The sequence below is a fragment of the Ensifer adhaerens genome, assembly GCF_002940685.1.
GTDB lineage: Bacteria > Pseudomonadota > Alphaproteobacteria > Rhizobiales > Rhizobiaceae > Ensifer > Ensifer adhaerens_E.
Genome location: NZ_PNFP01000003.1, coordinates 202,223 through 228,802, shown reverse-complemented (window position 1 = coordinate 228,802; position 26,580 = coordinate 202,223). Strand labels below are relative to the sequence as shown.

At 61.8% G+C, this 26,580-nt stretch carries 23 protein-coding genes, 2 pseudogenes and 1 riboswitch; of the genes and pseudogenes, 12 read left to right on the top strand and 13 right to left on the bottom strand.

The window, feature by feature from the left end; genetic code table 11:
- Window positions 1-129: 129 nt before the first annotated feature.
- Window positions 130-1,428, bottom strand: coding sequence for a TolC family outer membrane protein (locus C1A35_RS07140; RefSeq protein WP_104663653.1), 1,299 nt, complete (start codon window positions 1,426-1,428; stop codon window positions 130-132).
- A 293-nt stretch (window positions 1,429-1,721) separates the two neighbouring features.
- Between C1A35_RS07140 and C1A35_RS07135 the strand changes: the two genes are divergently transcribed.
- Both C1A35_RS07135 and C1A35_RS07130 read left to right on the top strand, forming a co-directional pair.
- Window positions 1,722-1,931, top strand: a complete 210-nt coding sequence (locus tag C1A35_RS07135; RefSeq protein ID WP_104663652.1) for a YgaP family membrane protein — start codon at window positions 1,722-1,724, stop codon at window positions 1,929-1,931.
- Complete coding sequence (locus C1A35_RS07130) at window positions 1,928-2,446, top strand: RNA polymerase sigma factor (RefSeq protein ID WP_104663651.1); 519 nt, start codon at window positions 1,928-1,930, stop codon at window positions 2,444-2,446. Before C1A35_RS07135 ends, C1A35_RS07130 begins: the two co-directional genes overlap by 4 nt.
- Window positions 2,447-2,499: 53 nt before the next feature.
- On the opposite strand, the gene C1A35_RS07125 is transcribed toward C1A35_RS07130, so the two are convergent.
- The 9 genes and pseudogenes from C1A35_RS07125 to C1A35_RS07080 form a co-directional block, all read right to left on the bottom strand.
- The gene (locus C1A35_RS07125) at window positions 2,500-3,888 is read right to left on the bottom strand and encodes a sensor histidine kinase (RefSeq protein ID WP_104663650.1); all 1,389 of its coding nucleotides are present in this window, start codon (window positions 3,886-3,888) and stop codon (window positions 2,500-2,502) included.
- Window positions 3,888-4,559 carry a response regulator transcription factor gene (locus tag C1A35_RS07120; RefSeq protein ID WP_104663649.1) on the bottom strand — a complete coding sequence of 224 codons (672 nt, stop codon included), beginning with the start codon at window positions 4,557-4,559 and terminating at the stop codon, window positions 3,888-3,890. The genes C1A35_RS07125 and C1A35_RS07120 overlap by 1 nt, the downstream gene beginning before the upstream one ends.
- Window positions 4,560-5,435: 876 nt before the next feature.
- The gene (locus C1A35_RS07110) at window positions 5,436-7,553 is read right to left on the bottom strand and encodes a carboxy terminal-processing peptidase (RefSeq protein ID WP_104663647.1); all 2,118 of its coding nucleotides are present in this window, start codon (window positions 7,551-7,553) and stop codon (window positions 5,436-5,438) included.
- Between the two features lie 274 nt (window positions 7,554-7,827).
- Window positions 7,828-8,637, bottom strand: a complete 810-nt coding sequence (locus C1A35_RS07105; RefSeq protein WP_104663646.1) for a class I SAM-dependent methyltransferase — start codon at window positions 8,635-8,637, stop codon at window positions 7,828-7,830.
- On the bottom strand, window positions 8,634-9,071 hold the full coding sequence (locus C1A35_RS07100) for a pseudoazurin (protein WP_104663645.1): 438 nt from the start codon (window positions 9,069-9,071) through the stop codon (window positions 8,634-8,636). Before C1A35_RS07100 ends, C1A35_RS07105 begins: the two co-directional genes overlap by 4 nt.
- A 263-nt stretch (window positions 9,072-9,334) precedes the next feature.
- Window positions 9,335-9,844: pseudogene (locus C1A35_RS07095) on the bottom strand (ABC transporter ATP-binding protein); the annotation flags it as partial.
- A complete protein-coding gene (locus C1A35_RS07090; protein ID WP_104663643.1) occupies window positions 9,841-10,839 on the bottom strand; it encodes a FecCD family ABC transporter permease in 999 nt (332 codons plus the stop codon). The pseudogene C1A35_RS07095 and the gene C1A35_RS07090, both read right to left, overlap by 4 nt.
- A gap of 50 nt (window positions 10,840-10,889) precedes the next feature.
- On the bottom strand, window positions 10,890-11,906 hold the full coding sequence (locus tag C1A35_RS07085; protein WP_104663642.1) for an ABC transporter substrate-binding protein: 1,017 nt from the start codon (window positions 11,904-11,906) through the stop codon (window positions 10,890-10,892).
- 150 nt (window positions 11,907-12,056) lie between these two features.
- Window positions 12,057-12,248: riboswitch (cobalamin riboswitch) on the bottom strand.
- 208 nt (window positions 12,249-12,456) lie between these two features.
- Window positions 12,457-12,762, bottom strand: a pseudogene (locus C1A35_RS07080) (ArsR/SmtB family transcription factor); the annotation flags it as partial.
- 184 nt (window positions 12,763-12,946) lie between these two features.
- On the opposite strand from C1A35_RS07080, the gene C1A35_RS07075 reads away from it, so the two are divergent.
- Window positions 12,947-13,648 carry a DUF899 domain-containing protein gene (locus tag C1A35_RS07075; protein ID WP_104663641.1) on the top strand — a complete coding sequence of 234 codons (702 nt, stop codon included), beginning with the start codon at window positions 12,947-12,949 and terminating at the stop codon, window positions 13,646-13,648.
- A 194-nt stretch (window positions 13,649-13,842) separates the two neighbouring features.
- Here C1A35_RS07075 and C1A35_RS07070 read toward each other — a convergent pair whose 3' ends face one another.
- Window positions 13,843-14,343: a DUF1801 domain-containing protein gene (locus C1A35_RS07070; protein ID WP_234822816.1), complete on the bottom strand. Its 501-nt coding sequence runs from the start codon at window positions 14,341-14,343 to the stop codon at window positions 13,843-13,845.
- Window positions 14,344-14,719: 376 nt separating this feature from the next.
- Here C1A35_RS07070 and C1A35_RS37255 point away from each other — a divergent pair, with 376 nt between their 5' ends.
- The 4 genes from C1A35_RS37255 to C1A35_RS07050 all read left to right on the top strand — a co-directional run bounded on the left by C1A35_RS37255 (window position 14,720) and on the right by C1A35_RS07050 (window position 18,895).
- Complete coding sequence (locus tag C1A35_RS37255) at window positions 14,720-15,124, top strand: hypothetical protein (RefSeq protein WP_369126476.1); 405 nt, start codon at window positions 14,720-14,722, stop codon at window positions 15,122-15,124.
- Window positions 15,125-15,805: 681 nt separating this feature from the next.
- Complete coding sequence (locus C1A35_RS07060) at window positions 15,806-16,879, top strand: porin (protein ID WP_104663638.1); 1,074 nt, start codon at window positions 15,806-15,808, stop codon at window positions 16,877-16,879.
- A gap of 251 nt (window positions 16,880-17,130) precedes the next feature.
- Window positions 17,131-17,877, top strand: coding sequence for a GntR family transcriptional regulator (locus C1A35_RS07055; RefSeq protein WP_104663637.1), 747 nt, complete (start codon window positions 17,131-17,133; stop codon window positions 17,875-17,877).
- 388 nt (window positions 17,878-18,265) lie between these two features.
- Entirely contained in the window at window positions 18,266-18,895 is a 630-nt protein-coding gene (locus C1A35_RS07050) for a flavodoxin family protein (RefSeq protein ID WP_104663636.1), read from the top strand.
- A 28-nt stretch (window positions 18,896-18,923) separates the two neighbouring features.
- Here the strand turns inward: C1A35_RS07050 and C1A35_RS07045 are convergent, their stop codons facing one another.
- Together C1A35_RS07045 and C1A35_RS07040 are read right to left on the bottom strand one after the other, a co-directional pair.
- Entirely contained in the window at window positions 18,924-19,361 is a 438-nt protein-coding gene (locus tag C1A35_RS07045; RefSeq protein WP_199772882.1) for a winged helix-turn-helix transcriptional regulator, read from the bottom strand.
- A gap of 168 nt (window positions 19,362-19,529) precedes the next feature.
- Complete coding sequence (locus C1A35_RS07040; RefSeq protein ID WP_104663635.1) at window positions 19,530-20,432, bottom strand: LysR family transcriptional regulator; 903 nt, start codon at window positions 20,430-20,432, stop codon at window positions 19,530-19,532.
- Window positions 20,433-20,619: 187 nt separating this feature from the next.
- Between C1A35_RS07040 and C1A35_RS07035 the strand changes: the two genes are divergently transcribed.
- The 5 genes from C1A35_RS07035 to C1A35_RS07015 all read left to right on the top strand — a co-directional run bounded on the left by C1A35_RS07035 (window position 20,620) and on the right by C1A35_RS07015 (window position 26,334).
- Window positions 20,620-21,792, top strand: coding sequence for an MFS transporter (locus C1A35_RS07035; RefSeq protein ID WP_199772881.1), 1,173 nt, complete (start codon window positions 20,620-20,622; stop codon window positions 21,790-21,792).
- Window positions 21,793-22,150: 358 nt separating this feature from the next.
- Window positions 22,151-23,491, top strand: coding sequence for an ABC transporter substrate-binding protein (locus tag C1A35_RS07030; RefSeq protein ID WP_104663634.1), 1,341 nt, complete (start codon window positions 22,151-22,153; stop codon window positions 23,489-23,491).
- Between the two features lie 67 nt (window positions 23,492-23,558).
- Window positions 23,559-24,581 (top strand): aldo/keto reductase, encoded by a 1,023-nt coding sequence (locus C1A35_RS07025; RefSeq protein ID WP_104663633.1) that lies wholly within the window; start codon window positions 23,559-23,561, stop codon window positions 24,579-24,581.
- On the top strand, window positions 24,578-25,522 hold the full coding sequence (locus C1A35_RS07020; protein WP_104663632.1) for a carbohydrate ABC transporter permease: 945 nt from the start codon (window positions 24,578-24,580) through the stop codon (window positions 25,520-25,522). The genes C1A35_RS07025 and C1A35_RS07020 overlap by 4 nt, the downstream gene beginning before the upstream one ends.
- A complete protein-coding gene (locus tag C1A35_RS07015; RefSeq protein ID WP_104663631.1) occupies window positions 25,519-26,334 on the top strand; it encodes a carbohydrate ABC transporter permease in 816 nt (271 codons plus the stop codon). The genes C1A35_RS07020 and C1A35_RS07015 overlap by 4 nt, the downstream gene beginning before the upstream one ends.
- The last annotated feature ends 246 nt before the right edge of the window (window positions 26,335-26,580 follow it).

Genomic DNA, 26,580 nt, shown 5'->3' with positions numbered 1-26,580 from the left:
GCAGGCTGGATCGCCCGGCATCTCCAGCTCGAATGCGGTCATCCGATGGGATGACCGCATGCACCCGTTAGAACCTCGATATGCGTGTAACCGAGCCGTCCGCAGCGCAGGAACGAAGGGCGCGTCCGTTCAGCGCCCCTCGGCATCCGTCCGCCGGGCCACAAGGCCCAGGTCCTTGGCGCCAAGCTTGCCGATGGCGGACAGAATTCGATACCCTCCGACCACCGTGTCGCGCTCGGCGTTGGCAAGCCTCACCTGCGCTTTCACCACATCGGCCTGGGCCTCGAGAACGTCGAGCAGGGTGCGTTGGCCGATCGCCTGTTCTTCCATCATGCCGTCCTTGGCCATTGTCGCCGCCTTGACCGCCGCCCGACTGGCGGAGGCGGTTGCGAGGGCTGCCTGGTATTGCGCCCAGGCAGAGGCCGCCTTCGCCTGCACTTCGGCATGCTGAACATCGACGGTGAAGTGCGCATTCCCGAGGTTTTCCTTCGACTGGCGCACTTCCGCCGCCGCCTTCCCGCCCTGGTAGACGGGCACCTTCACTTCGATGCCAGCCTTTCGCGCCGTCGCCGACCCGTCAAACCTCATCGCCTCGATCGCGCTGCCGCCCTCGCCTCGCCCGACCCCGATCGCACCGGTGACGGTGGGCAGGAGCTTTCCTTCGCTGACGGCAACATTGAACATGGCCCCTTCGGCAAGGTGCCGTTTTGCCAGAAGGGCGGGATGCTGGCTGGCGGCGATCGCCAGCGCCCGGTCGAGATTGGCAGGCAGCATTTTTGATGGAACCTTTCCGCCGGTGAGCTTCCCGGGTTCGTCGCCGATGATCTGCCTGTAGGTGGCCTGAGCGCGCTTGACTTCGGCGTGTGCGAGGCTCAACGCCGCCTGCGCTGCGGCGCGGCGGGCTTCGGCCTGGGCGATGTTCGTTCGCGTCCGTTCTCCGGCGGCGTGGCGGGCGATCTCGGATCGCGTGAGCGCCTTGAGAAAATCGAGGTCCTGTTTGCGCAGCGTGACGATGCGGCGCGCCAGCACCACATCCATGTAGGCCTCGGTTGCCTCGAACAGGATGTTCTGTTCGGTGTTGCGGGTGTTTTCCTCGGACGCGCGCTGCCGCGCCTTGTTGACCTCGACATTGTTCGTCGTTCGCAGTCCGTCGAAGAGGGTCTGATCAAGAAGGATGCCGAATGTGCCGCGATTGGTGGCGGCACTGGAATCGTAGCCGATCCCGTTGCGCCAGGCGATCTTTGGCAGCATCGCCGATCTTGCGATGTCGATGTCGTAGGCGCTCGCGCGCACCCCGGCTCTTGAGGCGTTGAGCGTGGGGTTGTAGCGGTAAGCCTTCGCCAGGGCGCTCGAAAGCGGCTCGGCATGAGCCTGTCCCACGGCAATCGGCGCAATCATTGCAACCAGGGCCACCAGTATTCGTTTCATCGAACAGAAATCTCCGTTGGGAATCCGGATCGCCGCCGGTAGGCGAAGCGGTCGGGACTAAGGGCACGGAAACGCTCTTCGGATCGTGTCGAGAGACGGTCGGCAACCGGATGGCTTTTGACCGACGCCATGGCGGGAATACCACTGCCCGCATTTGGCGCCGTTCCCTCCCCCTGTTGCCCTCACCGATGTACCGGAAGCCAAGAAAAAACCGTGCCGCCGCGAATCCTTTTTCAGGTTCCGCGCCTCTTATCACCGAGACGACGGGTCTCGGTTTGCATCGGAGGTGTTGCATGGCATTTTTTCGCAAGAATATCGGTAAAGGGCAGCAGGCAGTGCGGATTGGCATTGGGGTCGGCGTCGCATTGCTGGCATACAGTTTTCTGAACGGCTGGCTCGCTCTGTTGGTGGGTGTGTCGTCTCTTTCCTTCGCGCTCACCGGCATTGTCGGCTACTGCCCGGCCTGCGCCGTTGCCGGGGTCCACGATCGGAGCAAGCCATGAACGCCAGGGCGGTGACGAGCGATACTTTCGAAGCCGCCCGCCAGGGCGATCGCCATGCGATCGTCCGGCTGCTCGAGCGGACGCAGCCGGATATTCGCCGGTACGCCCGAGCAACCTGCCGCACCGCGGATGTCGACGATGCGACACAGGAAGCGCTTTGGCTTCTGTCACGCCATGTCGGCGCGATCCGCGCGCTGGCGACCCTGTCAAACTGGCTTTTCAGCGTGGTCCGGCGGGAATGCCTGAGGCTCGCTCGACGCAGCGGTCTCATCGCCGACATCGATGAGAACGCGCTTGAGACAAGCCTGGTGCAGCGGCCAGAACATGTGTTGCGGCTCGATCTGGCGGCCGCGTTCGAGGCCCTGCCACCGCACTATCGCGACGTGGCTCTGATGCGCGACCTGCAGGAGATGACGATCGACGAAATCGCAGCCGCGCTCAATCTCTCGCGGCAGGCGGTAAAGGCACGGCTGCACCGTGCACGCCTGCTGTTGCGCGAATATCTGGCGGGGTGACCGACCCGCAGAGATGCAGCGCGCGTGGTTTCACGAAACGGTCGCACGGGCAGTCACGAAGACGGGGGCGCCTTCGCAATTTTCGGAAACGCCAGATCGACGACCAAACCGTTGCCCGTTGCCTCTCCGAGTGCCACGGAGCCGGTGTGAGCCATCATGATCTGGCTGACGATGGCCAGGCCCATGCCTGTTCCCTCGCTCGCGCTCGCGCTGCCGCGGACAAACGGCCTCAGCATCTTTTCGCGCTCCGCCGCTGGGATCCCGGGGCCGCCATCCGTGACGCGCAGGATGCAGGACTGCAGCACCTCGACCACGAGCACCTCCGTTCCGTGCGCATGTCGCATCGCGTTGATAATCAGGTTGTCCAGAGCCACGCGGATGGCAGGTTCGGAGCCGGAGATCATGACCCGCCCCTCGGGCGCTTTGAATTCGATGTCCATGCCCTGCTTCATCGCGGACGGCACATGCTCGGCAATGATCGCGCGCGCAACGGCTGCGAGATCGATCTCGCTGAAGGTCAGCGCCTGGCCTGACAAACGCGCCAGCTGCAATGACGTCGTCACGATCGATGCCAGCCGCGCCGTATCGCGAACCAGGACGTTCCGCACCTCCAGATCCCGGACCAGATCAAGCTTCAATCGCAGCTTGGTCAGCGGCGTGCGCAGTTCGTGGGATGCATTGGCAAGAAAGTTGCGCTGCGCTTCAAAGGCGTTGTCGATGCAACCGAGTGCGGAGTTGAACGCAGCGACCATCGGCTTCAGTTCTATCGGTGTGTCCCGGTCCGATATTCGACGACCATTGGGAAGCCCGTCTATCTGTTCGGCAGAGTCTACGACCCTTCTTACCGGGGTTGCGATCGTGCGCTTGACCGCAACGACAGCAATCGTCGCCGTGGCAACGAGAACAATTCCCAGCAGATGGTAGAGCCCTTGCGGCCAGATTTCGCGTAGGACCACGAGGAGTGTTTCAAGGTTCGAAAACGAGGCTCCACCGACAACAACCAGTTTAGCGGGAACGTCCGCATTCAATTTTCGCAGCCCCAGAAGCCGCTCATCGCCCTTGAAGTAATAAAACTGCGAGGAGAAAATCTGGGGAGAGGTCATATCGATGACGTGTTGGACCGATGCCGGCACGGCACCGTGAATGATGGATTGCGCACCATCACTGACAAAGTACCAGAAGTCGGGTTGCTCCTCGGAAAGCCTGATAAGCTTCTCGGCGATGACCCCATCCACCTCGAGGACAAACTTGCCGGTATGATCGTAACCCCCTCCATGCTGAAGAAGTTCGACGACACTTTCGACTGCGACTTGCTTCCTGCTCTGCGCGTCCGTCAACAGGAACACCGTGACGGTGACGACTGTGCTTATCACCATCATCAGCGCCATGCCCAATATGAGCACGGTCGCCACCGGAAAGGCGATGGAATTCGGACGCTTCATTATTCCTGCACCAGCATGTAACCGATGCCGCGAATGGTCCGGATCGTCGCGTTGCAATTGCCCTCGCGCAGCCGTTTGCGCAGCCGCGATACATGGGAATCGAGCACGTTGGACTCGATCTCCTCATCGATATTGTAGACGGCGGCTTCCAGGTTATCGCGCTGCACGACGCGCCCCGCGCGCCGGATCAGAGCTTCCAGGACGGCGAGTTCGCGTCTTGGGAGGCTCAGGACATCCTCACCGATCAGGGCGGAACGGTTGGTGAGATCAAACGACAGATTGCCGAACTGCGTGCAGCCGGTCTCGTCCAGGCTGTAGCGGCGAAGAACTGCCCGCGCTCGTGCAATCAGTTCCATGGGCTCGAATGGTTTGCCGACATATTCGTCAGCACCCTTGTCGAGCGCAGACACGATGTCGATCGGGTCGTCCAAAGCCGTCAGAACGACCGTTGCCGGCCGCGGACGGAGTTGTCGCAGCGTCGGCAGGAGCGACAGGCCATCTCCGTCCGGAAGGTTGCGATCGATGATGACGAGGTCGAACTTGAAGGCGAGCAATGCGGCTTCGGCATCCGCAACCGTTTCAAATACATCCGCGACGCCGATTGCGGCTTCCATCATGGTCTTGAGCGAAGACGCCAGTTCACGATCATCTTCTACGATCAGAATTCGCATGTGCCTGCTCGATGTTGAATATGATTGAGTTCTAAATAATAGACGTTTTTTCGAAGGATGCTCAGAGGATGTTCTAAGTAATGCGCAGTTGCTCAGGCCAAAAGTTGTCCAATTGAAACAGCCGGTACTAAAACACCCGCATCTCCGCGGCATCAATCGTAAGCATAGACAGGAGGATCATAGTGTCGTCCTCTACGGTTTTCATCGGACATGTCAAGCCGTTGCACGCAATTGGCATAACCATCCGTTCCCGGCACGAATCCATACTCGGCGCAACGGTTTCTGTATTCCGCAGTCTCGCATCCCGCCAGCACAGTCAGCAGGCTCGCTGCAATAAAAAGACGCATAATATTACCTCGGCACGTTTCCATTTTTCCTGGCGCTCAGATCCCATTGCGACCTTGCGACAATATTACGTTCCGGCACGAGGGCCGCATTCGCGGCCGCCAATGGAAGAGTTTGTTTTTCCGGCGACGACGCCTCGCGCACGACCGAAGTTCCCGCCGAGCGATGTATGAATGTCAAAATTTCCGGGCTCTTTGCCGGCGGCGCTCGCGTGAATTCGATATCCGGGAAATCAGAACGATCCGATTTCAGACGCCGTAATGTCCCTGCAAGAGAACAATAGGACATAGATGCACAACGACTTTACCTGGAGCGTATGCATGTACCTTTTTATGTTCTTTATAGCGACAATTGTGAGCAGCATTCTATTCTTGAGCGCATACTCGATGTACTCGCAGCTCAGCGACGCCGACGATATTTTATAGATTGGGTTATTGGCGCCGAGCGCAGGAAAGAAGAAGGTCGACAAAACAGACGCTTTGTCGACCTTTTCCCGAGGGAGCGCATCGCCGCGGCCGTTGGCCGGGCGGACTACTTTCCGTTGGCGCTTGCCGGCTGTTGCGTGGCTGCCTTCAGCTCGCCTCCCTGCAGGTCCGCCTCATCGGCGAGAATGGCGGTCGCCTCAGCCAGCAGAACGTCCTTTGCGTTCTTGCGGGCTTTCTCCATGGCGATATCGGCACTCAGGCTGCGTTCGTCCGCATTCAGTCCGTCGTCTTCGCCGGTATCCTCGCCATCGCTTCCCTGCGCCCGAGCCTTCAGGCGATTTTCGCGATCCTTCATTTCCTTGCGACGTTCGGCTTCATTGAGGGAGACGGCGCCTTTCTCGCGTTGCGCCTTGATGTCGGCGATGTCTTCGAGCAGGCGCTGGAAATCCGGGTCGCTTGCAACGCGGGCTTCATGGCGAACCTGCAATGCCGGCAGCAGCGCCGTGATGGTGTTGGCGGGCGCATAATCCGCGGGCTTGATCTCTGACCACGGCAGGGCGTTGTCGTAGCTCGTCTCGCCAAAGCGTGTCGGATCGGAAAGCCCAGGCAAGGCGATATCCGGCGTCACGCCGTGCAGTTGCGTCGTGCCGCCGTTGATCCGGAAGAACTGGGCGATCGTCACCTTGAGTTCGCCGAATTCGGGCTTGCTGTTGCGAACCATCTGGTCGAGATCGACGACGGTCTGAACGGTGCCCTTGCCGAAGCTGGGTTCGCCGATGACGACCCCCCGGCCGTAGTCCTGGATCGCCGCGGCAAAAATCTCGGAGGCCGACGCCGACCCGCGATTGATCAGAACCCCGACTGGGCCCGACCAAAGAGGTTCTGGAAACTCCGAGCTGGTCACGATGACCTTGCCGTCGCCGCTGCGCTGCTGAACGACCGGTCCAGAGCCGATGAACAGGCCGGTCAGGGCAATTGCCTGGTCCAGCGAACCGCCGCCATTGTTGCGTACGTCGACAAGAACGCTATCGACCTGTTCCTGCTTCAACTCTTCGAGAAGCTTTGCGACGTCGCGGCTGGCGCTGCGGTAGTCCTTCTCTCTTTTGCGCCGGGCTTCGAAATCCTCGTAGAATGCCGGCAGCGTGATCACCCCGATCTTGCGCGTCGCATCGCCTGCCTTCACGGACAGAACGGTCTTCTGCGCCGCCTGCTTTTCGAGGCTGATCTTGTCGCGAACCAGTGTAACGACGCGATGGGCGGCGTCTGCTCCGGCATCGGCCGGCAAAACGTCGAGGCGCACGACCGATCCCTTCTTCCCCCGGATCAACTGCACGACTTCATCGATGCGCGTGCCGACGACTTCCTTTATCGGGCCATCGTGGCCCTGCCCGACGCCGGTGATGCGGTCTCCGACCGAGAGCTTGCCGGACAGCTGCGCCGGCCCGCCGGGTACGAGCTCGCGGATCGTCGTATAGTCGTCGCGTTCCTGCAGCACCGCGCCGATTCCAACCAGTGAGAGCTTCATTGCGATATCGAAATCGGCCGAGGCGCGTGCGCCAAAATAATCCGTGTGCGGATCGACCGACGTCGTGTACGCGTTCATGAACGACTGGAAGACGTCGTCACTCTTGTACTTGGAAGCGCGCTCGAGCGCGTTCGCATAGCGCTTGTCGAGCGTTTCGCGAATGGCGGCATCGGCCTTGCCACTCAGTCTCAACCGCAGCCAGTCGCTTTTCACGCGTTTGCGCCAGAGTTCGTTGCTCTCGGCTTCCGACCGCGGCCACGGCGCCTTCTCGCGCGAAAGGGAGTAATCTTCTTGCGCCGTGAAATCGAAATCCTGCTTCAGCAGCTGGCGCGCGTAGGTCATGCGGTCGACGACACGCTTTCCGTAGACGTTGAAGATTGCAAACGGGATCTTCAGGTCCTTGCGCTTGATGGCGTCGTCGATCTCGTTGCGGTCGGGTTTAAAGCTGTCGATGTCCGCCTGCAGGAAGAGCCCGCGATCCGGATCGAGGGAGTCGATGAAGCTGTCCATGATCTTGGCCGAGAGGGCGTCGTCGAGCGGAACGGGCTTGTAGCTGTAGCGAGTCAGAAACTTTGCGCTCAATTGAGCGGCCTGGGCCTGCTGCTTCAGCGGCTCCAGAACCGGAGGCGAAGCAACGTCGGCATAGGTGGACGGTGCGATCGCAAGAAATGCACCAAGGAAGACGTATGAAATGCGCATTCAGCGTTGATCCGTTCTTAATGCCGCGTGTCGAAAGAGGATCTAGGTGAAGCAATTATGGCTTTTTGGCAACCGGGTAGGTTCGAAGCAGGCGGCGGGCCGGTGGCAGGGCTAAATTCTGCGTGAACATGAGGTGTTGAAGCTGCCGCTCGAAACGCGCCTGCCGGAGCCGCCGTTCCCGCTATCCGGGCGTGCGTACGATCGCACTGGCGCGGCGTCTCCGATTGAGACGATGCCTCGCGATCCGTGTTGAAGGCGAGCTGAAACCGCGGGCCTAGCGGGGCTCGCGCCCAGCCGATGCATGCGCAACCAAGATGAAGCGCCTGTAGACGAAGGTGCGCAGGCAGTTTCGCAGATCGGCGGACCTGCGCTGCGCGCGGGCGATCGGGCCATGGGACACTTTCTCGATGCCTTCGAACCCCGCTCCCCGCAACAGATCGGAAAGCCGTTCGAACCTCAGCCCGCGACCGAAAGGCAGGGCCTGCATGATCTCGGCGTGGCGTTGGCTGAGCGAGCCGTCGTAATAGGGATCCGGCCCGGAAAACCTGTCGATCAATGCGACCAGGCGCTCGGCGAGGCGCCCGATCGGCGACGGCCGCGCCCAGTCACCGTCGTAGATCACGAGCTTGCCGCCCGGCCTCAGCAGGCGGTGCCATTCGCGAAACGTCGCTTCGGGCTCGGTGAGCGTCCACACGAGATGGCGACAGACGATCGCGTCGTAGGCGGCGTCCGGTTCCATCGTGTTTTCGGCATCGGCGAGGATGAAGCGCAGGCGCTGTTTGCCGGCGTGTTTCGCCTTGGCGACGCAGAGCATCGCTTCGGAGAAGTCGAGTGCCGTGACGTCGTGACCGAGTTCATGAATGAGCCTGGTGACCTCACCCGTGCCGCAGGCGAGCTCAAGCACACGCAGGGGCTTCGCGCCGAGTGTGCTGCGGATCGGTTCCTGCCAGGCGGAAAACTCCGCTTCGGACAGGATACCGTGGCCGAAGGCGAGATCGAAGGTCCTTGCACGCTCCGACCAGTAGGATCGGATCGCTTCCTTGAGGTGAAAATTCGCGGTCCTTTCTGCGGTGTCGTTCGTCACTTGCCGAAACCATTCCTGGCAAGGATCTCGTCAAACCGCTGCCGTGCACGCGCCGGAACCTTGGCCCGCGCAAACCCCTCGCCGATCTCCGCGTCGCCGACGCGGATCACCATCACCATGCCCATGGCGAAATGGGGCGAGCACTTGATCCCGTAGAACCCTTCCTCGTCGAGCCTGACTTCGATCTCCTCGTTGATGCCGCCCTTGAAGCCAGGCGCGCCGTCGGGGGCCATGCCGTCGACCGTCGCCGCGTTATGCCCGCTGGTTGCGGCGATGAATTTCACCGTGTCGCCGGGAGCGACCTGCAGGAAATCCGGCTCATAGACCATGGGGCCCGAAGCGTTGCGGTTGAGCATTTTCACCTCGTGCATTTCCGCCTGGGCGAACTGAGGTGCGGTGAAAGCCAGGGACAATCCGAGGAGAAGCGGGCGCATGTAGTTCCTTGCTAGGCAGTGTGAAAACGGAAGATGGAGGTGCCGTCCTCGGGATCGACGACGATGGTGGCACGTACGCCGAAGACGGCAGCTATCCGTTCGGCGGTGAGGATGTCACGCGGCGGTCCCAGCGCCACCAATTGGCCGGCGGACATCATGCCGACGCGGTCGCAGCCAAGGGCCTGGTTGAGATCGTGCAGGGCGACGACCGAGGTGATCGGCAGGTCTGCCACCAGCTTCAGGATCGAAAGCTGGTGCTGGATGTCCAGGTGATTTGTCGGCTCGTCGAGCAACAGGAGCTGAGGCTGCTGTGCCAGGGCCCGCGCCAGATGAACCCGCTGGCGTTCTCCACCGGAAAGCGTCGCCCAGGAACGGCATTCGAAGCCCTCCATATCGGTATCGGCGAGGGCTTGCCTGACAACCCGGTCGTCCTCGTCCGACCATGGTTGCAGCGGCGTGAGCCAGGGCGTGCGGCCAAGTTCGACCGCATCGCGAACCGAGATCGCTTCCGTCGTCTCGGCTTGCTGCTCCAGGAAGGCAATCAACTGCGCGGCCTGACGGCGCGGCATGCCATGCAGCTTCTGCCCTCTGATCCGCACCTCGCCCGAAGTTGACCTGACGATGCCAGCCAACAGCCGCATCAAGGTGGACTTGCCCGAGCCGTTGGGGCCGACGAGGCCAAGCGTCTCACCCTCTCTCACGGCAAGATCGACGTTGGAGACGATCGCCCGGCCGCGGACGGACCAGCCGAGATTGCGCGCTTCCAGGATCACGACCGGCGCCTCCCGCGAACAAGGATCAAGGCGAAGGCCGGAGCCCCGACCAGGGCCGTGATCACGCCGATCGGCAGCACCTGGCCGGGAACGATGGTCCGCGACAGGACATCCGCCGCAATCAGAAAGACCGCCCCGATGAGAGCGGTTGCCGGGCCGAGCCGTCCGTGCCGCACGCCGACCAGGAAGCGGGCCGCGTGCGGGATCACGAGCCCGACAAAGCCGATGGAGCCGACGATGCTGACCATCACGGCCGTCACCAGCGCGGTGAGGCCGATCAGCACGACCTGGACGACGCGAACGGGTACGCCGAGAGACGCCGCGGATTCGGCCCCGAAGGAAAAGGCATCGAGGGCGCGGGCGTACCAGATGCATGCGCCAAGCCCGACAATGGCCACCGGCACAGCCAGCCAGACGTCCGGCCACCGGGCGCCGCTAAGGTTGCCGAGCAGCCAGAACATGATGCCGCGCGCCTGCTCCGCATTCGCCGACTTGGTGATGATGAACGACGTCAGGGCGTTGAAAAGCTGCGATCCGGCAATGCCGGCAAGCACGATCTGGCCGGTACCGCGCAGAGTAACCCCGCCTCCCGCGGCGCGGGCAAGGAGCGCCACCATCAGAAAGGCCGTCACGGCGCCGATGAAGGCGCCGAGCGACATGGAGACCGCGCCGGCGCCGAGGCCGGCGACAGTGACGGCCACCGCTCCCGTCGAAGCGCCGGCAGAGATGCCGAGAAGATAGGGATCCGCCAGGGCGTTGCGCAGGAGCGACTGCAGCACCATCCCCGAAACCGCGAGCCCTGCCCCACAGCAGGCGGCGACGATCGCCCGCGGCAGGCGGTAGTTCCAGATGATCCCGACGTCGATGGGATCGACAACGTGGGCCGCACCGAAGATCTTGTTCGCCAACGTTTGCAGAACCGTCAGAACGGGTATCGGCGTTTCGCCGATGCAGGTGCCGGCAAGAACAGCGGCAAAGAGTGCTGCCGCTCCCATGGCTCCCCGGCCAAGCCGGGAAGCACGGGTCGGCCGCGCGGAGCAGAAGTTCACTTCGCCAATCCAAAATCCTTGAGGGCGGCAGACAGGACTTCGATGCCGGCAATCGTTCTGATCGTGGCGTCCATCGCGTGCGCGTCCATAATGACGATGCGGTTGTTTTTCACGGCGTCCATCTGGCTGGCAACGGGGTCACTCTTCAGGAACTCGATTTTCTTCAGGTAGTCGTCAGCAGGAAAGCGGCGCCGGTCCATCTTGGCGATGACGATCATGGACGGGTTGGCCTTGGCGATCGTCTCCCAGCCGACCACAGGCCATTCCTCGTCCGACTCGACCACATTCCGGATGCCGAGTTTGTCCATCATGTAGGCGGGTGCCCCCTTGCGACCGGCCACATAGGGATCGATGTCCATCTCCGCGCTGGAGAACCAGAACGCTGCGGACACATCCGTCAGATTGAGTGCCTTGGCGCGTTCGATGGCGTCGGCCTCGCGCTTGACGAGCTCTGCGACGAATGCCGCGCCTCTGTCTTGAACGTCGAAGATCCGTGCGAGTTCGCGCACGCCCTGATGGATGCTTGCCGTCGAGAAGAGTTCGCTGCGCGTGCCGTCCACACCGATCGAGTTGTCCTTGGCGACGCAATCGGCCGGAAGGACATAGGTCGGAATTCCCACCTCATGGAACTGGGTTCGGGTCGCAACGATACCTTCAGGGCCGACATGCCAGACGAACTGCACGGCGACGAGGCCCGGCTTCTTGGCGACGACGCTTTCAAAGCTCGGATCGTTGTCCGCCAGGCGCGGAACCTTGGCATTGACCTCGGCGAATTCCGGCAGCACGTCGTTGAACCAGACTGACGTTCCCGTGACCTTGTCGCCGAGGCCAAGCGAATAGAGGACCTCCGTTGCCGCCTGCCCGACGGTCGCAGACGTCACCGGCGCCTTGTCGAACGTGATCGTCTCGCCGCAATTTTCGAGCGTCAGCGGATAGGTGGTGGGTTCGGCGGCAGCCGCGGTGGCGAAGAAAGCGAAGCCAGAGGCGGCAAGCAGGAAGCGCGAAGCGGTCATGGCACATTGTCTCCGATCTGTTGATCGCGCGGATCGGAGGGGACGAGCCAGGACGACAATGATCGATACAATGCCCAAGAGAGCATCGACAGCCGGCACTCTGGCGCGACCAACGACATCGACAACCTCCCCGGACACCCCGCCCGGCTTGTTCATTTCCAGGTGTCGGTAGGTCTCCTGACTGACGGGTCTTGGCACCCTCTCCACCTTCCCGGACCATCGTCCAGTGGTATTTCGAGAGGGGACTATCCGCCTACAGTTGCGGGGGCAGTTTCGTTTCGCGGCAGGCCGCGGCGAATTCCCTGTTACTTCCTTTCGGAAACCGACGAGAATTCCCTATTCAACGAACGCGCGGAGCGCAAGCATGGATGATGGATTATTACCGGCAAATCACAAGGAACTTTAGAAGTTCGTCCATTCCTCATAGCCTTTTCAAATATTATCTTATTCAAACATAATAACGTATCCAAAAGCCGGCGACGACATGCAAATAAAACTTCATAAGATTTCCATGTTGGAGTGCGCGCCGGCGCCTATTCCTCCAAACGGCTTTTAGCCGGTCGAGGATGTTGACCGCATGTCCGGCATACGCGCTGATCCAGCGGTCGTGAATACGCTAGATCGGCAGGGCATCGAGAGAATTCCAGCGCTCCCGCCCTGCCCGCCGGACCAGGATCAGGTCTGCGTCTTCCAGCACTTTCAGATGCTGCGTCACGGTGCAGCGATCCATGTCCGCGAAGGCCGCGCAAAGCATGCCCGTGGTCTGCGGCTGGTCCTTCAGGCGATCAAGCATCGCCCGTCGTCGGGGGTGAGCCAACGCCTTGAAGATCATGTCGTCTTCGTACTCGCTTGACATGTTATGTTTTTGCAACATATTGAAGGCAGGCGCAAAGGAGATGGCGCGCTCATGAGGCCGGTCTTGAAGCTTTGATGTGGCGACCAAGCCGGGCCGCCGCGTTGTGATGCGCCCGTTGCCGCTGAGAGAACTCAGCGCTGCAACGACGCGGGCCAGCAATCCGCACAACAAGGGAGAATTGAGAATGCTGCCTGAGATCGTTTCAATGGATGAGTGGCAATCGGCGCTCGAGGAACAAATTGCCAGGGAGAAGGCTTTCACCCGCGCGCGGGATGACCTGAACGCGAAGCGTCGGCGCTTGCCGATGGTAAGGATCGACAAGGAGTATTCCTTCGAGGGGCCCACGGGCACGGTAAGCCTGGCCGACCTTTTCGAAGGGCGCCGGCAGTTGATCGTCTATCACTTCATGTTTGCGCCCGGATGGCAGGCGGGCTGCGACGGCTGTTCCTGGGTGGTGGACGCGATGACCCATCCAGCCCATCTCAATGCACGCGATACTTCGATCGTTCTGATTTCGCGCGCATCGCTGGAGAAGCTGCAGAAATACCAGGCCCGGATGCAGTGGCAGCACCCGATCTGGTACTCTTCCATGGCCAGCGACTTCAACCACGACATGGGGGCCACGGTCGCCGATCCGGATGATCCAGGCAGAACGAGCGAACGCCATGGCGTCAGCGTCTTCCTGAGGGACGGCGATAGTATCTACCGCACCTATTTCAACGGCGCACGAGGCGTCGAGTATCTCGGCAGCCTGTGGACGTATCTGGACCTGACGCCATACGGTCGGCAGGAAACATGGGAAGATTCACCCGCGGGATGGCCGCAGACCGAGCCCTACGTGTGGAACCGGCGTCACGACGAATATGGGACCGAGCAAGGTTCCTGACGTCCGCCGGCTGCGGACATGGAATTACGCCGGCTATGCCACCGAAATGTCGCGGTCATCGAGGTTCTCTCGGCCGGCGACACGGATTGCTTATCCACTTGCGTGGGCGAAAGGCCGCCGCGGCGCCCCGCAGCTCCTAGGATCCGCAGGTCCGGTCCCTTCGGGATGCAGATCGCCTGTATATGGGCAGGACTTCACATCCGCTCTCCCGGCAGCTCGCTGGCCTGCTTGATCCAGTCCAGCAACTGTGCCTCGTCGAGCTCATCCGCCTCGTAGATGTCGAGATAACGCACATCCGGCTGCTTCGAAGCGCCGGGCGGCATCGGGCTGAACTGCGCCCCACGGAAAAAGGCGACCTTCACGTACTTCGTCATGCAATGAAAACTGAGGAACCAGACGCCCTTCTCCATGCCGTAAAAGGGAGAGTTCCATTTGACCGCCTTTTCGACGCAGGGAACGGCCTTGACGATCAACCGGTCGAGCCGCTTGCCCAGGTCACCTTTCCATTCCGGCATTGCGGCAATGTACTGCTGCACCGGCGCGTCGCCGTAGCCCTTTGCGATCTGCGGATTGCCGCCGGAAAGCAGGATGACGCCGTCAGCCGATTTTGTCGGCGGCGTCTTGCGTCCCTTCCGCGCCTCTGGCGTATCGGACGCCGTTTTCGATGCGCTCTTTCCGACTTTTTTCTCAGACACGCGCGGACCTCTATTGGCATGTCGGCTCGGCGCGGTCCCGCCGCCAGGGCGAGTCGCGGGACGCCGGCGCGGAACCTCTGCCCAAATGGCGACACGCAAATACATAGCCATTTGGCTATTTGTTGGTCAAGGGCAAACCGCCGAATCCATCTGATCGGCAGGACTCAACCCGATCTGGAGCGCGCTTCGCCAAGTGTTGGCAATTGGCACGGCATCTCTCCATAACCGTAGGATCATGGCATGCAGACGTTCCGGCTTCGACCCTGAACGCTTGCGGCAGCGGCTCTCATGAAGAGCCGCCATTTTCGGGAATTCGAGTGTGCTCTCCACCAACGCCTTGACCGCCGGACAGCAGCTTGATGCGATCGTCATCAGGATGCTGAAGGAACGAATTGAGGTTGCGACAGCGAATGCGCGCCGATCCGTCGAAGCGCCCGAGAAGCTTGTCGATCATCTTCTGGACCAGTATCGCCTCAGCCTGCACTTCCTGACGCTGCAATCGCCACGCCGGGACGTTCTGCTCCTCGCCATTGATCGGCAGTGCCCAGCCCTCCGCAAACATCTCGGGCGACTGAACGGAATTGTTGCCGGCGTGATCGAGGGCGGAATCCGCGACAGCCACTTCAAGGCGCAGGATTGCCGACAGTCTGCCGATCTTTTCATGGTTCAAACAAATCCGATCTGGGATCTTGCAGCCGTTGTGGCGCGTTTCCAGAAATCCGAATGCTATAGCCCCTATGAGCACGCCCGAGCGGCCGTAGACCGACTGATCAGAGCATAGGTTCCTGGCACGTACGGCCACGCGCGTCGCTTTGTCCACGCGCCTGCACGTAACCGCTGGTATCGGGCGATGCCTGCCGAATCTCAAAGTTGCCGGATCACAGCCCGCGCCAGCCGCGGAAACAGGGGACGGCGCGTGCAGTCTCCGCTGCCTGCGCGGCAGGCCGAGCGTTCCCGACCCAATCGCCGGACCCGCGGCATGCGCCTTCACGATCGAAGGATAAGAGCCGGACGATTCGCTTTGCTGCTCACGGGCAAAAGCAAACGCCGCCAGTCGCAGGGATGGACTGGCGGCGTTGACCACTTGGAGATCGCCTTCTTCTCAAGGCAGCGTCTTTCTAACACCACCCAACTCAATGTCAATACAGAAATAAACAAATCTCAATTGAGAAATGCAAATCAGTCGTGGCGAACGCCGCGAAGTAGGCTTCAACACGCGCAGCCGCCAGAAAGTGTATCTATTTTGCAATATGGATCGCAGAAGCTGTAAATTTGAATTGAGATTGTGAATTTTATGAATTCACTTTGGATGAAATCGTGATACCCGATTGCCTGCGCTGGCCAACCGAAGATCGGGTGGCGCCAACAACCACAGCGCGAAGCAAGTATGTCGCGCATCCCAATCGATAGGGGTGAAGCAGCCAACTTGCCTGATCGAAGGACCAATGAGAGGGATTTTCCCATGACTATGAAAAGCATACTTTTGGGTTCGGCCGCTGCGATCGCAGCAACATCCGGCGTCCAGGCGGCGGACGCGATCATCGCGGCCGAACCGGAGCCGACGGAATATGTCCGCGTCTGCGACGCCTTCGGCACCGGCTTCTTTTACATTCCCGGAACGGAAACCTGCCTGCGCATCGGCGGCTACGTTCGTTTCCAGACGAACTTCGGTCCGCGTGAAAGCGCTGGCCGCTGGGAAGGCAAGCCATCGACGTCCGACTGGGATGCGTTCGCTCGCGCGCAACTGATCCTCGAGGCCAAGAACGATACCGAGTACGGCGCGCTCACCAGCTACATCGCCATCCAGGCGGATACCGACAACGACGCCCACAACAACTTCAAGCTCGATGAAGCCTACATCCAGCTCGCTGGCCTGCGCGCCGGCCATTTCGCCAGCTGGTGGGACAAGGGCCTGAACGGCGAAACCGACATCACAGGCAACGACACGACCGTCTTCAACTCGATCGCCTACACCTACGACGCCGGTGCGTTCCAGGCTGGTATCGCCGTCGACGAACTCGAAGGCGTAACCTCGAAAAACAACGGCGTTGGCGTTGAAGCCATTGCCTCTGTCTCCCTCGGCGGCGCCTCCTTCGACCTGCTCGGCGGTTATGATACCGAGGTGAAACAGGGCGCTATCCGCGGCCTGGTTTCGGCGGATCTCGGCCCGGGCGTGCTCCAGGGCTTCGCCGTCTGGTCGTCGGATCCGAACGCCTACTGGTCCACCTCCAAGTGGAGCGTTGCGGCCGCCTATCGCCTCAACGTCACCGACAGGCTGGCGATCACGCCCGGAGCCCAGTACTTCGGCGATCTGCGCCGGGACGTTCTGTTCAACGCCGCCTGGAGGGGCGCTGCGTCGCCCAACGAGAGCTTCGGCAACGGCAATGCTTGGAAGGTTGGCGTCACCGCGGACTACAAGATCACCGAAGGTCTTGATGCTCGTGCAACCGTCAATTACGTCAAGGTCGACTACGACACCAAGTTCAAGGATGACGACTACGTGACGGGCTTCGTCCGCCTGCAGCGCAGCTTCTGACGAAAGGCATCGTCAAGTCATAATGCCCGCAATCTGTATTGGTTGCGGGCATTTTTGTATGGAAAAGTCATCGAAACTCCGGACGCGATTGCACGCACGCGATCCGCTGCCGTATCACCTGGATGGCCCTTGATTGAGCTGGAATCGGAATCCGTCGATACAGTTTTGCGCAACAAAGACCGCACCGATTGATTTGCGCCTGCTGAACCATGTAAAGCTTATCAAACGCCTTACGAACAATCGGGTCCCGGATGCCAAAGTTCAACTACCTCTCTCCTGCCTTGCAGAGCGAAGATGCCGCCTTGATGCAGAGCGCGCCCTTGAGCGGCATCGAGGCGAAGATCCACGTTGACCTCTGGAATGCCATCATCGACCGCAAGCTGAAGCCAGGAGTCAAACTGGAAGAGCTCGTGATGTGCGACATCTACGGCATCAGCCGCACGGTCATGCGCAAGGTTCTGATGGTCATGGAGCAGGACGGGCTGGTTTTCCTTCCACCCAACAAGGGCGCCTATGTCGCATCCCCAACGCTCCCATCGGCCCTGGAGATGCTCGAAATGAGCGAGGCGTTGCAGACGTTCGTCGTCCAGCGAATTGCGGCAAACCACGCGTCGATTTCCTCCTCCCAGTTCGACCGGATCGCCGAGCACGGCAAGGCGGAAGAAAAGGCAGAGGCGGCACATGATTTCCGGCTTCTGCGCCGTTTCGACATCGAGTTCGGGAGCCTGCTTTGCCTGGTCCATGGCAACGGGACGCTCGCAAGGGAATGGGAACGAAACGCATCCTGCCTGGCACTTGCGCTTTCGCTTCACCAGAGCGTCCAGCCCGCAGGCCGGCAATCGGATTACACGCGCCAGATGCTCGCACGATTGACCGCCGGGGATGCGGCGGGCGCGCTTGCACTTGTGCGCGACCGGATAGGCCAACTCAGAGGCACGCTGGATACCCGGTCCGATGGCGAGAATGTGAACCTGCGCGAGATCCTTGGCCTGCATTGACGAGGCGAGCGAGGGCGGTAGGGCAGCGGACCCAATCGCCGCGATGTTCAGGATCACATTCTGAATATTGACTGCATGAAATCGCCGCCCAGTTCATTGCCGACGCATCGCGGCGCCCTGCCCGACAGGTATCGAACTGGCCGTCGCTGACCTCAACTCAGATAGCGGATCGGTGGTGCCGGAACGCACGGGGAAAGAGCGAGCGCAGGCCGTGGCTTTGCAGGAGGAACGGGTCCGCCCGACCGCATTCGCTTCAATCACGCGAACGCAGCGCGACATAGGCACCGCAAGGTGCGTACTTGTCAGAAGAGCCCCCAGCCAAATAGGCATGCAGCAGAGCACCGGGATATCAGTCTTTCCGGGGCCCCGCTGTTTGAGGATGGTATCGATGAAGGCAATGGTTCTCTGCTCCAGCCCGCGACGCGACGGAAACTCCACGGCGATGGCACATGCCGTGGCGGAAGGCTTGCGCGAGGCAGGCCACGAGGTCGAGACCGTTCATGCCGACGACATCCTGTCGGCCCTCTTAAGAGACTGTCGCCAATGCCGGTCGAGCGATGGCGAATGCGCGATCGGTGACGGCTTCCGGCGGGCGTTCTTCGGTTCTTACCTTCCCGCCGACGGTTTCGTGGCCGCAAGCCCGATCTACTGGTATGGCGTCTCGGCGCAGTTGAAGGCGTTCTTCGACAGAATGTTCTGCTACGTCGCCGCGTCGCATCCGCGTTCGGCGTCCGTGGTCGCGCAGATGACCGGAAAACGGATCGGCCTCGTTCTCAGCTCCGAAGAGACCTACCCCACCGTTTCGGCTGGACCGGAGCATCAGCTGCAGGAATTCAGCCGCTATACGCGTTCGACGTTCGTCGGCGTCGTTCATGGCCATGGCAATGCGCGCAGCGACATACATCGCGACCCGAGCGATCCGATCGGGCGCGCGCGCCTTTTCGGCCGGGACTTCTTCAGCGCTCACACCTCAGACTACCAGATCGACACGCCGCGATCGGGGCGCGTCTGGGCGTAGCGACACCCGCACGGCAATCGATCCTTTGCTACGGTGCGCGGATCTTCAGCCGCTTGGCCGCCTTCGCCGCGCCAGTGGCGGTATCAAACTGGGCTCTGAAGCGGTCCAGCTCCGGAAAGTTCCGCTCCGCCCATCGGTCCAGGCTGATCAGCGTTTCGCTGAGCGAGAGGCCGATCGCGCTCAGGCTGTATTCGACATGAGGCGGAATTGTCTGCTGATCGTGGCGTTGCACGAGCCCGTTGCGTTCGAGGTCCTTGAGCGTCTGTGTCAGCATCTTCTGCGAGATGCCGTCGACCTTGCGCAGCAAGGCGCCATTGCGCATCGAGCCAGTCGCGAGCGCAGACATGATGAGGATCGCCCATTTCGTCGATACCAACTCGAGCGCATGCCGGGCCGAGCAGGATGCGTCGAACACGTCGGGATTGCTCGCAGGCGGACCGCCGGCTTGCGGGGGCAGTTTCATCATCACCTCAAGGACAGGCCGTTGCGGCTGCTGTTGGCGCATCACAGGTAGTGCGCATGACGGTGGCTCGCAACCCGCGAGGAGATTGCAGCAGTCGGCATGGGCGTCGGGTTGCGGCCCCCATCGACCTATGGCGGTACAAATGAGGCTGCGTCGAAGGGCAGAAACGGTTCATGCCCAAGGCGCACCGTTCGCCCATTCCGCTCGAATGGCCTCGATAAAGAGGCGGACTTTCGGAGAAACATGCTTGCGTGTCGGATAGACGACGCAAACGGGCGGCTCGTCGCGCTCGAATTCTTCAAGGACCGGGACAAGCCTGCCTTGCCTGATGTCGCCGCCGACCAGAAACGCGCTCAGCTGCGCCAGACCCATCCCCGAGAGACAGGCGTCGCGAATTGCCTCGGTGTTTCCAAGGTGCAGGTTTCCCTTGACGCCGACGTCCCGGTCCTCCCCGCCGATCCTGTAGTGCCACGCGACAGGTCCGCCTGCGTGTTTGAACCCGATCCGGTCGTGACGCGCCAGTTCCTCGATGGACTGCGGCGTTCCGCGCTGCTGCAAGTAGGCGGGCGCGGCACACGTTATCAGTCGATGGGAGGCCAGTACCCGCCGGATCAGGCGATTGTCGGTCGGCCCGCCGATACGAACGGCAACGTCGATGCCGTCGCCGACGATGTCGCGATACTCATCCGTAAACGAGACGTCCGCCTCGACCTCGGGCCATCGTTTCAGGAACCGCTGCAGAACCGGAAGAATGTGCAGCCGGCCGATGGCGATCGGCAAGTCGATGCGAAGGCGCCCTTTTGGTGCCTGATGGCGTTGTGCCAACGCGGACTCTGCGTCGTCCGCTTCCGACAGGATCCTGACGGCGTATTCGTAGAAGAGCCGCCCCTCTTCCGTAAGGCTGACGCTGCGCGTCGTTCTATGGATCAGCCGCGTTGCGATGTTGTCTTCGAGACGTGCGACACATTTCCCGACCGCGGAACGCGAGAGGCCGAGCCGTTCCGCCGCCTGGGTAAAGCTCTGGTCATCTGCGACACGAACAAAGGCGCGCACATCTCCGAGATGATCCAGCATCGCAATATCCTATTGGGGACAATTCGTCCCCTTTGTTTCCATATGGCGGCAATTTATCCGAATTTCAGAAGCAGTAAAGAATGCCTCCCGACGTTCCCGCAACGGGACATGAAGAATTGGCCGCGCGCCGCTGTGCGGCCCCGCTCGAGAGTGAAGAGGCAAGCGAATGAAACTTCAGGAAGAAACCGTGGGTCTCCACAAAATGGAAAGCGCCGACAGGGAAGATTGGCCCGCCGTCTATGCTGCCGGCCTGTCGACCTTCTGCGTCGTGACGACCGAAATGCTGCCCGTCGGGTTGATGATGCCGATCGCAGACGATCTTCAAACGTCGATGGGGACCGCTGGCCTGACGCTGTCGCTGCCGGCGCTGCTGGCCGCGCTCTTTGCGCCCACCGTGGTGCTCGTGGCCGGCAGGCTCGACAGAAGGCGCATCCTGACCGCCCTTCTTTTGCTGCTGGTTGTTGCGAACGTTGTTTCGGCGCTTGCCGGTTCGATCGGTCTGCTTCTGGCGGCGCGCGTCATTGTCGGATTTTGCATGGGCGGCATCTGGGCGATTGCCGGGGGGCTTGCTCCGCGGCTGGTATCGGGCCGATCGATTGGCGTCGCGACAGCGATCATTTTCGGCGGCGTCGCGGCAGCTTCGGTACTCGGCGTTCCCGTCGGAGCCGTCATCGGCGACGCGGCGGGCTGGCGCATGGCGTTCGCCGCCATGGCGCTTTTTAGCGGGATCGTGCTGGTGATCAACCTCGGGACATTGCCTGCACTGCCTGTCCACCAGTCCGTCCGCTTGAGCGCGTTCGGCAATCAGCTCTTGAACCGCCGGATCCGATTCGGTCTCGCGATCACGTTCCTGCTGGTTGCGGGTCATTTCATGGCCTACACATTCGTACGCCCGCTTCTGCAGATTGTTTCGGGCATCGACGCGGCATGGATCGGCCTCCTGCTTTTTGCCTATGGAGCAGCGGGCATCGGCGGAAACTTCGTTTCGGGCCCCGTCGCCGCCGGACGCGTCGGCGCGACCCTCCTTGCCATTGCGACCGCTCTTGCCTCCGTCCTGTTCGCCTTCGCCTTCTTCGGAAACTCACCCCTCGGCGGGGCGATCATCCTCATTCTGTGGGGCCTCGCCTATGGCGGCGTCTCGGTCTCCTTGCAAACCTGGATGATGAAGTCAGCCCCATCCGACGTCGAAGTGGCGACGGCCCTGTTCGTCGCAATCTTCAACATCGGTATTGCCGCCGGGTCTCTGGCCGGCGGTCGAATTGTCGATCAGTTCAATCTCGGCACCAACCTTCTTTTGGCGGGTGTCCTGCCATCCCTCGGCATTCTGCTCTCGTTGAAAGTTCAACGTCCGGCCCATTGACCAGGCCGATCAACGAAGCATGGCGACCATATGTTGCTCGCCATCTTCGGTTTTTGTCGTGGACCGCCGACGTCGGTTGGCGGCATTTGGCGCTTAACCGCCGCGCAGACATGCAATCGGCGCGCCCTGGTCCTCGGTTTCATCGCTCCGGAAACGATGTCTCGAAGAAATTCGTGCCCCGTCCGCCGGGAGCAAGCAGGAAAATCGTTCCTAAATAGAGCATAAAATATATAGACTATATGTGTGAAAGCTGGCGCTTCTTGCGCATGATGCTGGGCAGCAAACGCGCAGACCGGGGCCCTGCCCGGCGCGCAACGGACGGCAACGCTGGCCAGCCCAGATTTCGACGGAGGATCCCATGTCCAGTTCCATTTTCGGTCAGGCCTATCGCCGCCGCAGCGTGCTGAAGTCGCTCGCGGCCGCAGGCACCCTTCCCTTCATCGCGCCGCTTGCCTCTTCGACGGCCCTGGCGTCCGGCAACAAATACGCCGGCCGCACGATCAATCTCCTGATCATCCAGCCGCATGTCGTCACCGGCAAGAAGATCGCCGAAGATTTCGAGAAATTGACCGGCGCCAAGGTCAACGTCACGGCGGTCCCCTACGACCAGGTCAGCGTCAAGGCCACGCTCGACGCGCAGTCGGGCGCCAACCAGTTCGACGTCATCGACTACTTCTACACCTACAAGGGCCAGCTCGCCGAAGATGGCGTGATCGAGGACGTGACGGATCTCATCGAGCGCGACAAGGCCGAAATCCAGCCGGAAGACTTCATAAAGACGATCTACGATCAATACACCCTGCATGACGGCCGCCGTTATGGCCTGCCCTATGACGGCGACAGCCATCTCTTGTTCTATAACCGGGAGCTCTTCGACCGCCACGGTCTGAAGGCGCCGGCCACCTGGGACGAGTACAACGAGAACGCCAGGGTGATCACCGAGGCGGAAAAGAAGAACGGCATCTATGGTGCTGCGGTTCTGGGCGCGAAGATCCCGGTCATCATCCTTTCCACCTATGCCAACCGCCTCACCGGCTTCGGCGGCAACTTCCTGAAACCGGACGGCACGTCTGCGCTCGACAGCAAAGAGGCCGTTTTGGCACTGAAGTCGCTGCTTGCGTCGGCGCCTCACGCGCTGCCGACCCCGCTCGAAACGCGGTTCGAGGAAGGGCTGCCCGCCTTTCTCAATGGAAAGGCGGCGCAGATCGACTTCTGGACCGACCTTGGCGGCTACGCCCAGGACCCGAAGGGCTCGAAGATCGTCGACAAATGGGGCGTGGCGCGCATCCCCGTCGGCGGCGGTAACACCACGCCGCGCCTCGCTTTCAATGCCGGGTTCGGCTTTGCGATCACCAGCGGATCGAAGAACAAGGACGTCGCCTGGGACCTGATCAAGTTTGCGACCGGCAGGGACTATCATCAGGAGCTTCTGGCGCTCACCGGATCGGGCATCGACCCGGACCGCCAGTCGGGGCTGAAATCGCAGAAGTTCAAGGACTTCCAGCCGCTTGTTCAGCCGTTGCTCGACGATGGCGCGCTGGAAAACAGCCTGGCCTGGCCGACCGCGGTCTATGCCCCGAAACTCGAAAATGCGCTGACCGACGAGCTGGCCCTGGCGCTCGCCGGCACCAAGAGCGCGGAACAGGCGATCGCCGACGCCCACCAGGCCTGGACCGAGATCATCGAGACCAACGGCTGATTGCTTGCGGGGCGGCATGCTTCCTCCCGGCACCGCCCCGCCATTTTTCCCAACGAGGCAAAAGACCATGAGCGCAAGATCCTTGCCGAAGCGCAGGCTCGGCAAAACCGATTTCGACATCACCCTCGTTGGCTTCGGCGCCTGGGCCATCGGCGGCCCCGACTGGGGCTGGGGAAGCCAGGACGACACCCGGTCGATCGCCGCCATCCGCCACGCGGTCGAGCGCGGCATCAACTGGATCGACACGGCACCCGTCTATGGGCTCGGCCATTCCGAAGAGATCGTCCGCGAGGCGCTCTCGACCATCCCGCGATCCGAGTGTCCGCTGATCTTCACCAAGGCCGGGCTGATCTGGGACCCGGACAACCGCAACGCCCTTCCCGCCCGCATCGGCAATGCCCAGTCCATTCGCCGCGAGGTAGAAGCTTCCCTGAAGCGGCTCGGCGTCGACGTCATCGACCTTTACCAGGTGCACTGGCCTGCCAATGATGGCACGCCGGTCGAGGATTGGGCGACTTTTGCGGAGCTCAAGAAGGCGGGGAAGGTGCGGGCCATCGGGCTTTCGAACCACGACAGGGCGCTTCTGGAGCGCGCGGCAACGGTCGCGCCCGTCGATGTGGTGCAACCGCCCTTTTCCGCTATCAAGCGCCAGTTCGCCGAAACGGACCTGCCCTGGGTCCAGGCACATGGCAGCGGCGTCATCGCCTACAGCCCGTTACAATCCGGCCTGCTCACCGGCGCCTTCACGCCGGCGCGCGCCCGGGCTCTCCCGAAGGACGACTGGCGATCGCGCGACGAGGAGTTTTCAGGCGAAGCGCTTCACCGCAACCTGGCCTTCGCCGAAGGCTTGCGGCCGATCGCCGCGCGGCACGGGACGACCGTCGCTGCGATCGCTGCCGCCTGGGCGATCTCCTGGCCCGGCGTTACCGGCGCCATCATCGGCGCGCGGGAGCCGGGGCAGATCGACGGCTGGATCGACGCGGCAACCCTTACGCTCACATCCCGCGACCTCGACGATATCGAGGACATGTTGCTGGCGACCCGAGCCGGCAGCGGGCCGACGCGCCCGGATCTGGCCCGGGCCGCATGACGGCCTTTACCGTCGAGGCGCTGGAGCCCGGTAGCGCGGCCGGTGTTGCCGCGCGCCGGCACGCCCTTTGGGCGCGTCTCGCCCGTCTCACCTGGATCGCGCCGGTTCTTGTCGCGCTGGTCGTCACGACGCTCTACCCGACCATCTTTCTGCTGGCGCTTGCCTTCAGCAAAAGCACGCTCGGAAAGCCGTTCCGCGGCTTCGTCGGCGTCAAGCACTTCGCAACGACGTTGCAGGATCCGATCTTCCTTTCGGCCATCGGCAGGAGCGTCGCCTATGCGCTTTCCACGTCGCTGCTGCAGCTCGCGCTCGGCTTCCTGATTGCACTGCTCTTCACCTCGTTGCTGAAAGCGGGCCGCTTCCTGATGAGCCTCGTGCTTTTGCCGCTGATGACGCCGCCGGTCATGGTCGGCATCGCATGGAAGCTGATCTTCGCGCCGGCCGGCGGCCTCCTGAATGGCACCTTGATCACTTACAACGTGATCTCCGAGCCGATTTCCTTTCTCGGTCATCCGACACTCGCATGGCTCGCGATCGGCGTCGCCGATCTCTGGCAATGGACGCCCTTCATCGTCATTCTCTGCTTCGCGGCTCTTTCGACGATTCCCGAGAGCGTTCACGAGGCAGCGATGGTGGACGGGGCGAATGGTTGGCAGCGGTTCTGGCACATCACGCTGCCGCTGGTCGCCGCGCCGCTTTCGTCGATCTACCTGCTGAAGCTCATTCTGTCGTTCAAGCTCTTCGACCTCGTCTACATTCTGACCTTCGGCGGACCGGGCTTTGCGACGACATCGGCCGGCTTTGCCATCTATCGACGGGCGATCGAGCAGTTCGACGTCGGCCGCGCAGCGGCCGAGACGATGATCTATGCGCTGGTCATCGGGCTTGTGACCTTGCCTGTCGTGCGGCTGCACCAGCACTTCGAAAGGCGAGAATTATGAGATCTGCCGGACGGCATCTGTGGCTAGGCCTTGCGGCGGCGCCGATCGTCGGCTTCTTTGCCCTGCCCTTCCTTTATCTGATCGCCGTTTCGCTGAAGACGCAGGACGACGTGCTCGACGGCCGCTTCTGGCCGACGACGCCGAGTCTTGCCAACTGGCCCGCGGCCTTCGAAGCGGCCAACATTCTCGGTTTCATCCTGAATTCCGTAATCGTCTCGCTACTCTCGGGCCTCGTCACCATCACGCTGGCGCTGCCGTCGGCCTATGCCGTCCTGCGGCTGAAGATCGGCGGCAGATGGCTGTCGGACGTGACGCTCTCGAGCTACATGGCGCCGCCGATCGTGGCGCTCATCCCGCTATTCTTCCTTCTGAAGACAACGGGATTGCTCGATACGCGCGCTGGCCTGGTGCTGATCTACGGCTGCGCCAACGTGCCCGTCGCCTTCTGGCTGCTGATGCCGTTCCTGCGCCGCATGCCGATCGAAATCGAGCAGGCTGCGGCGATGGACGGCGCCGGACCGTTTCGCACGCTGCTGCAGATCGTCGTGCCGATCATCGCGCCCGGCATCGTCGCAACCTTCATCATCGTCACGGTCTTGTCCTACAACGAGTTCCTGTTTGCTTCGGCCTTCACCTTCTCCGACGCCACGCGAACCTTGCCGGTCGGCATCTCGCTCTTTCAGGGCGACAGGCTGGTGAATTTCGGCCAGATGGCAGCCGCATCGCTCGCCGGCATTGCGCCCGTCTATCTGGTTGCGCTGTTCATGCAACGTTATCTCGTGAGCGGGCTTGCCCATGGCGGCGTGAAGTAGGCAGCGGACGGGCTGCCAAGAGGCCGCGCCGCAAGATCGACGGATGACGGCGCTGCCGCCACATGCCTCGCCACCCGGCCGGCGCAGCGGTGCATTCTGGGCGCGGCCTGGCAGCGATCCCGTTTCCGGCGAGTGAAACAATCCGGCATCAGGACGTGCGGCTGGCGGCATCAACCGCTTCTTAATCCTTTGTTGACCATAATCTCCGTCGAAGAGCCGAGCCGCCGGCCGTTGCCGCCGGTGGAT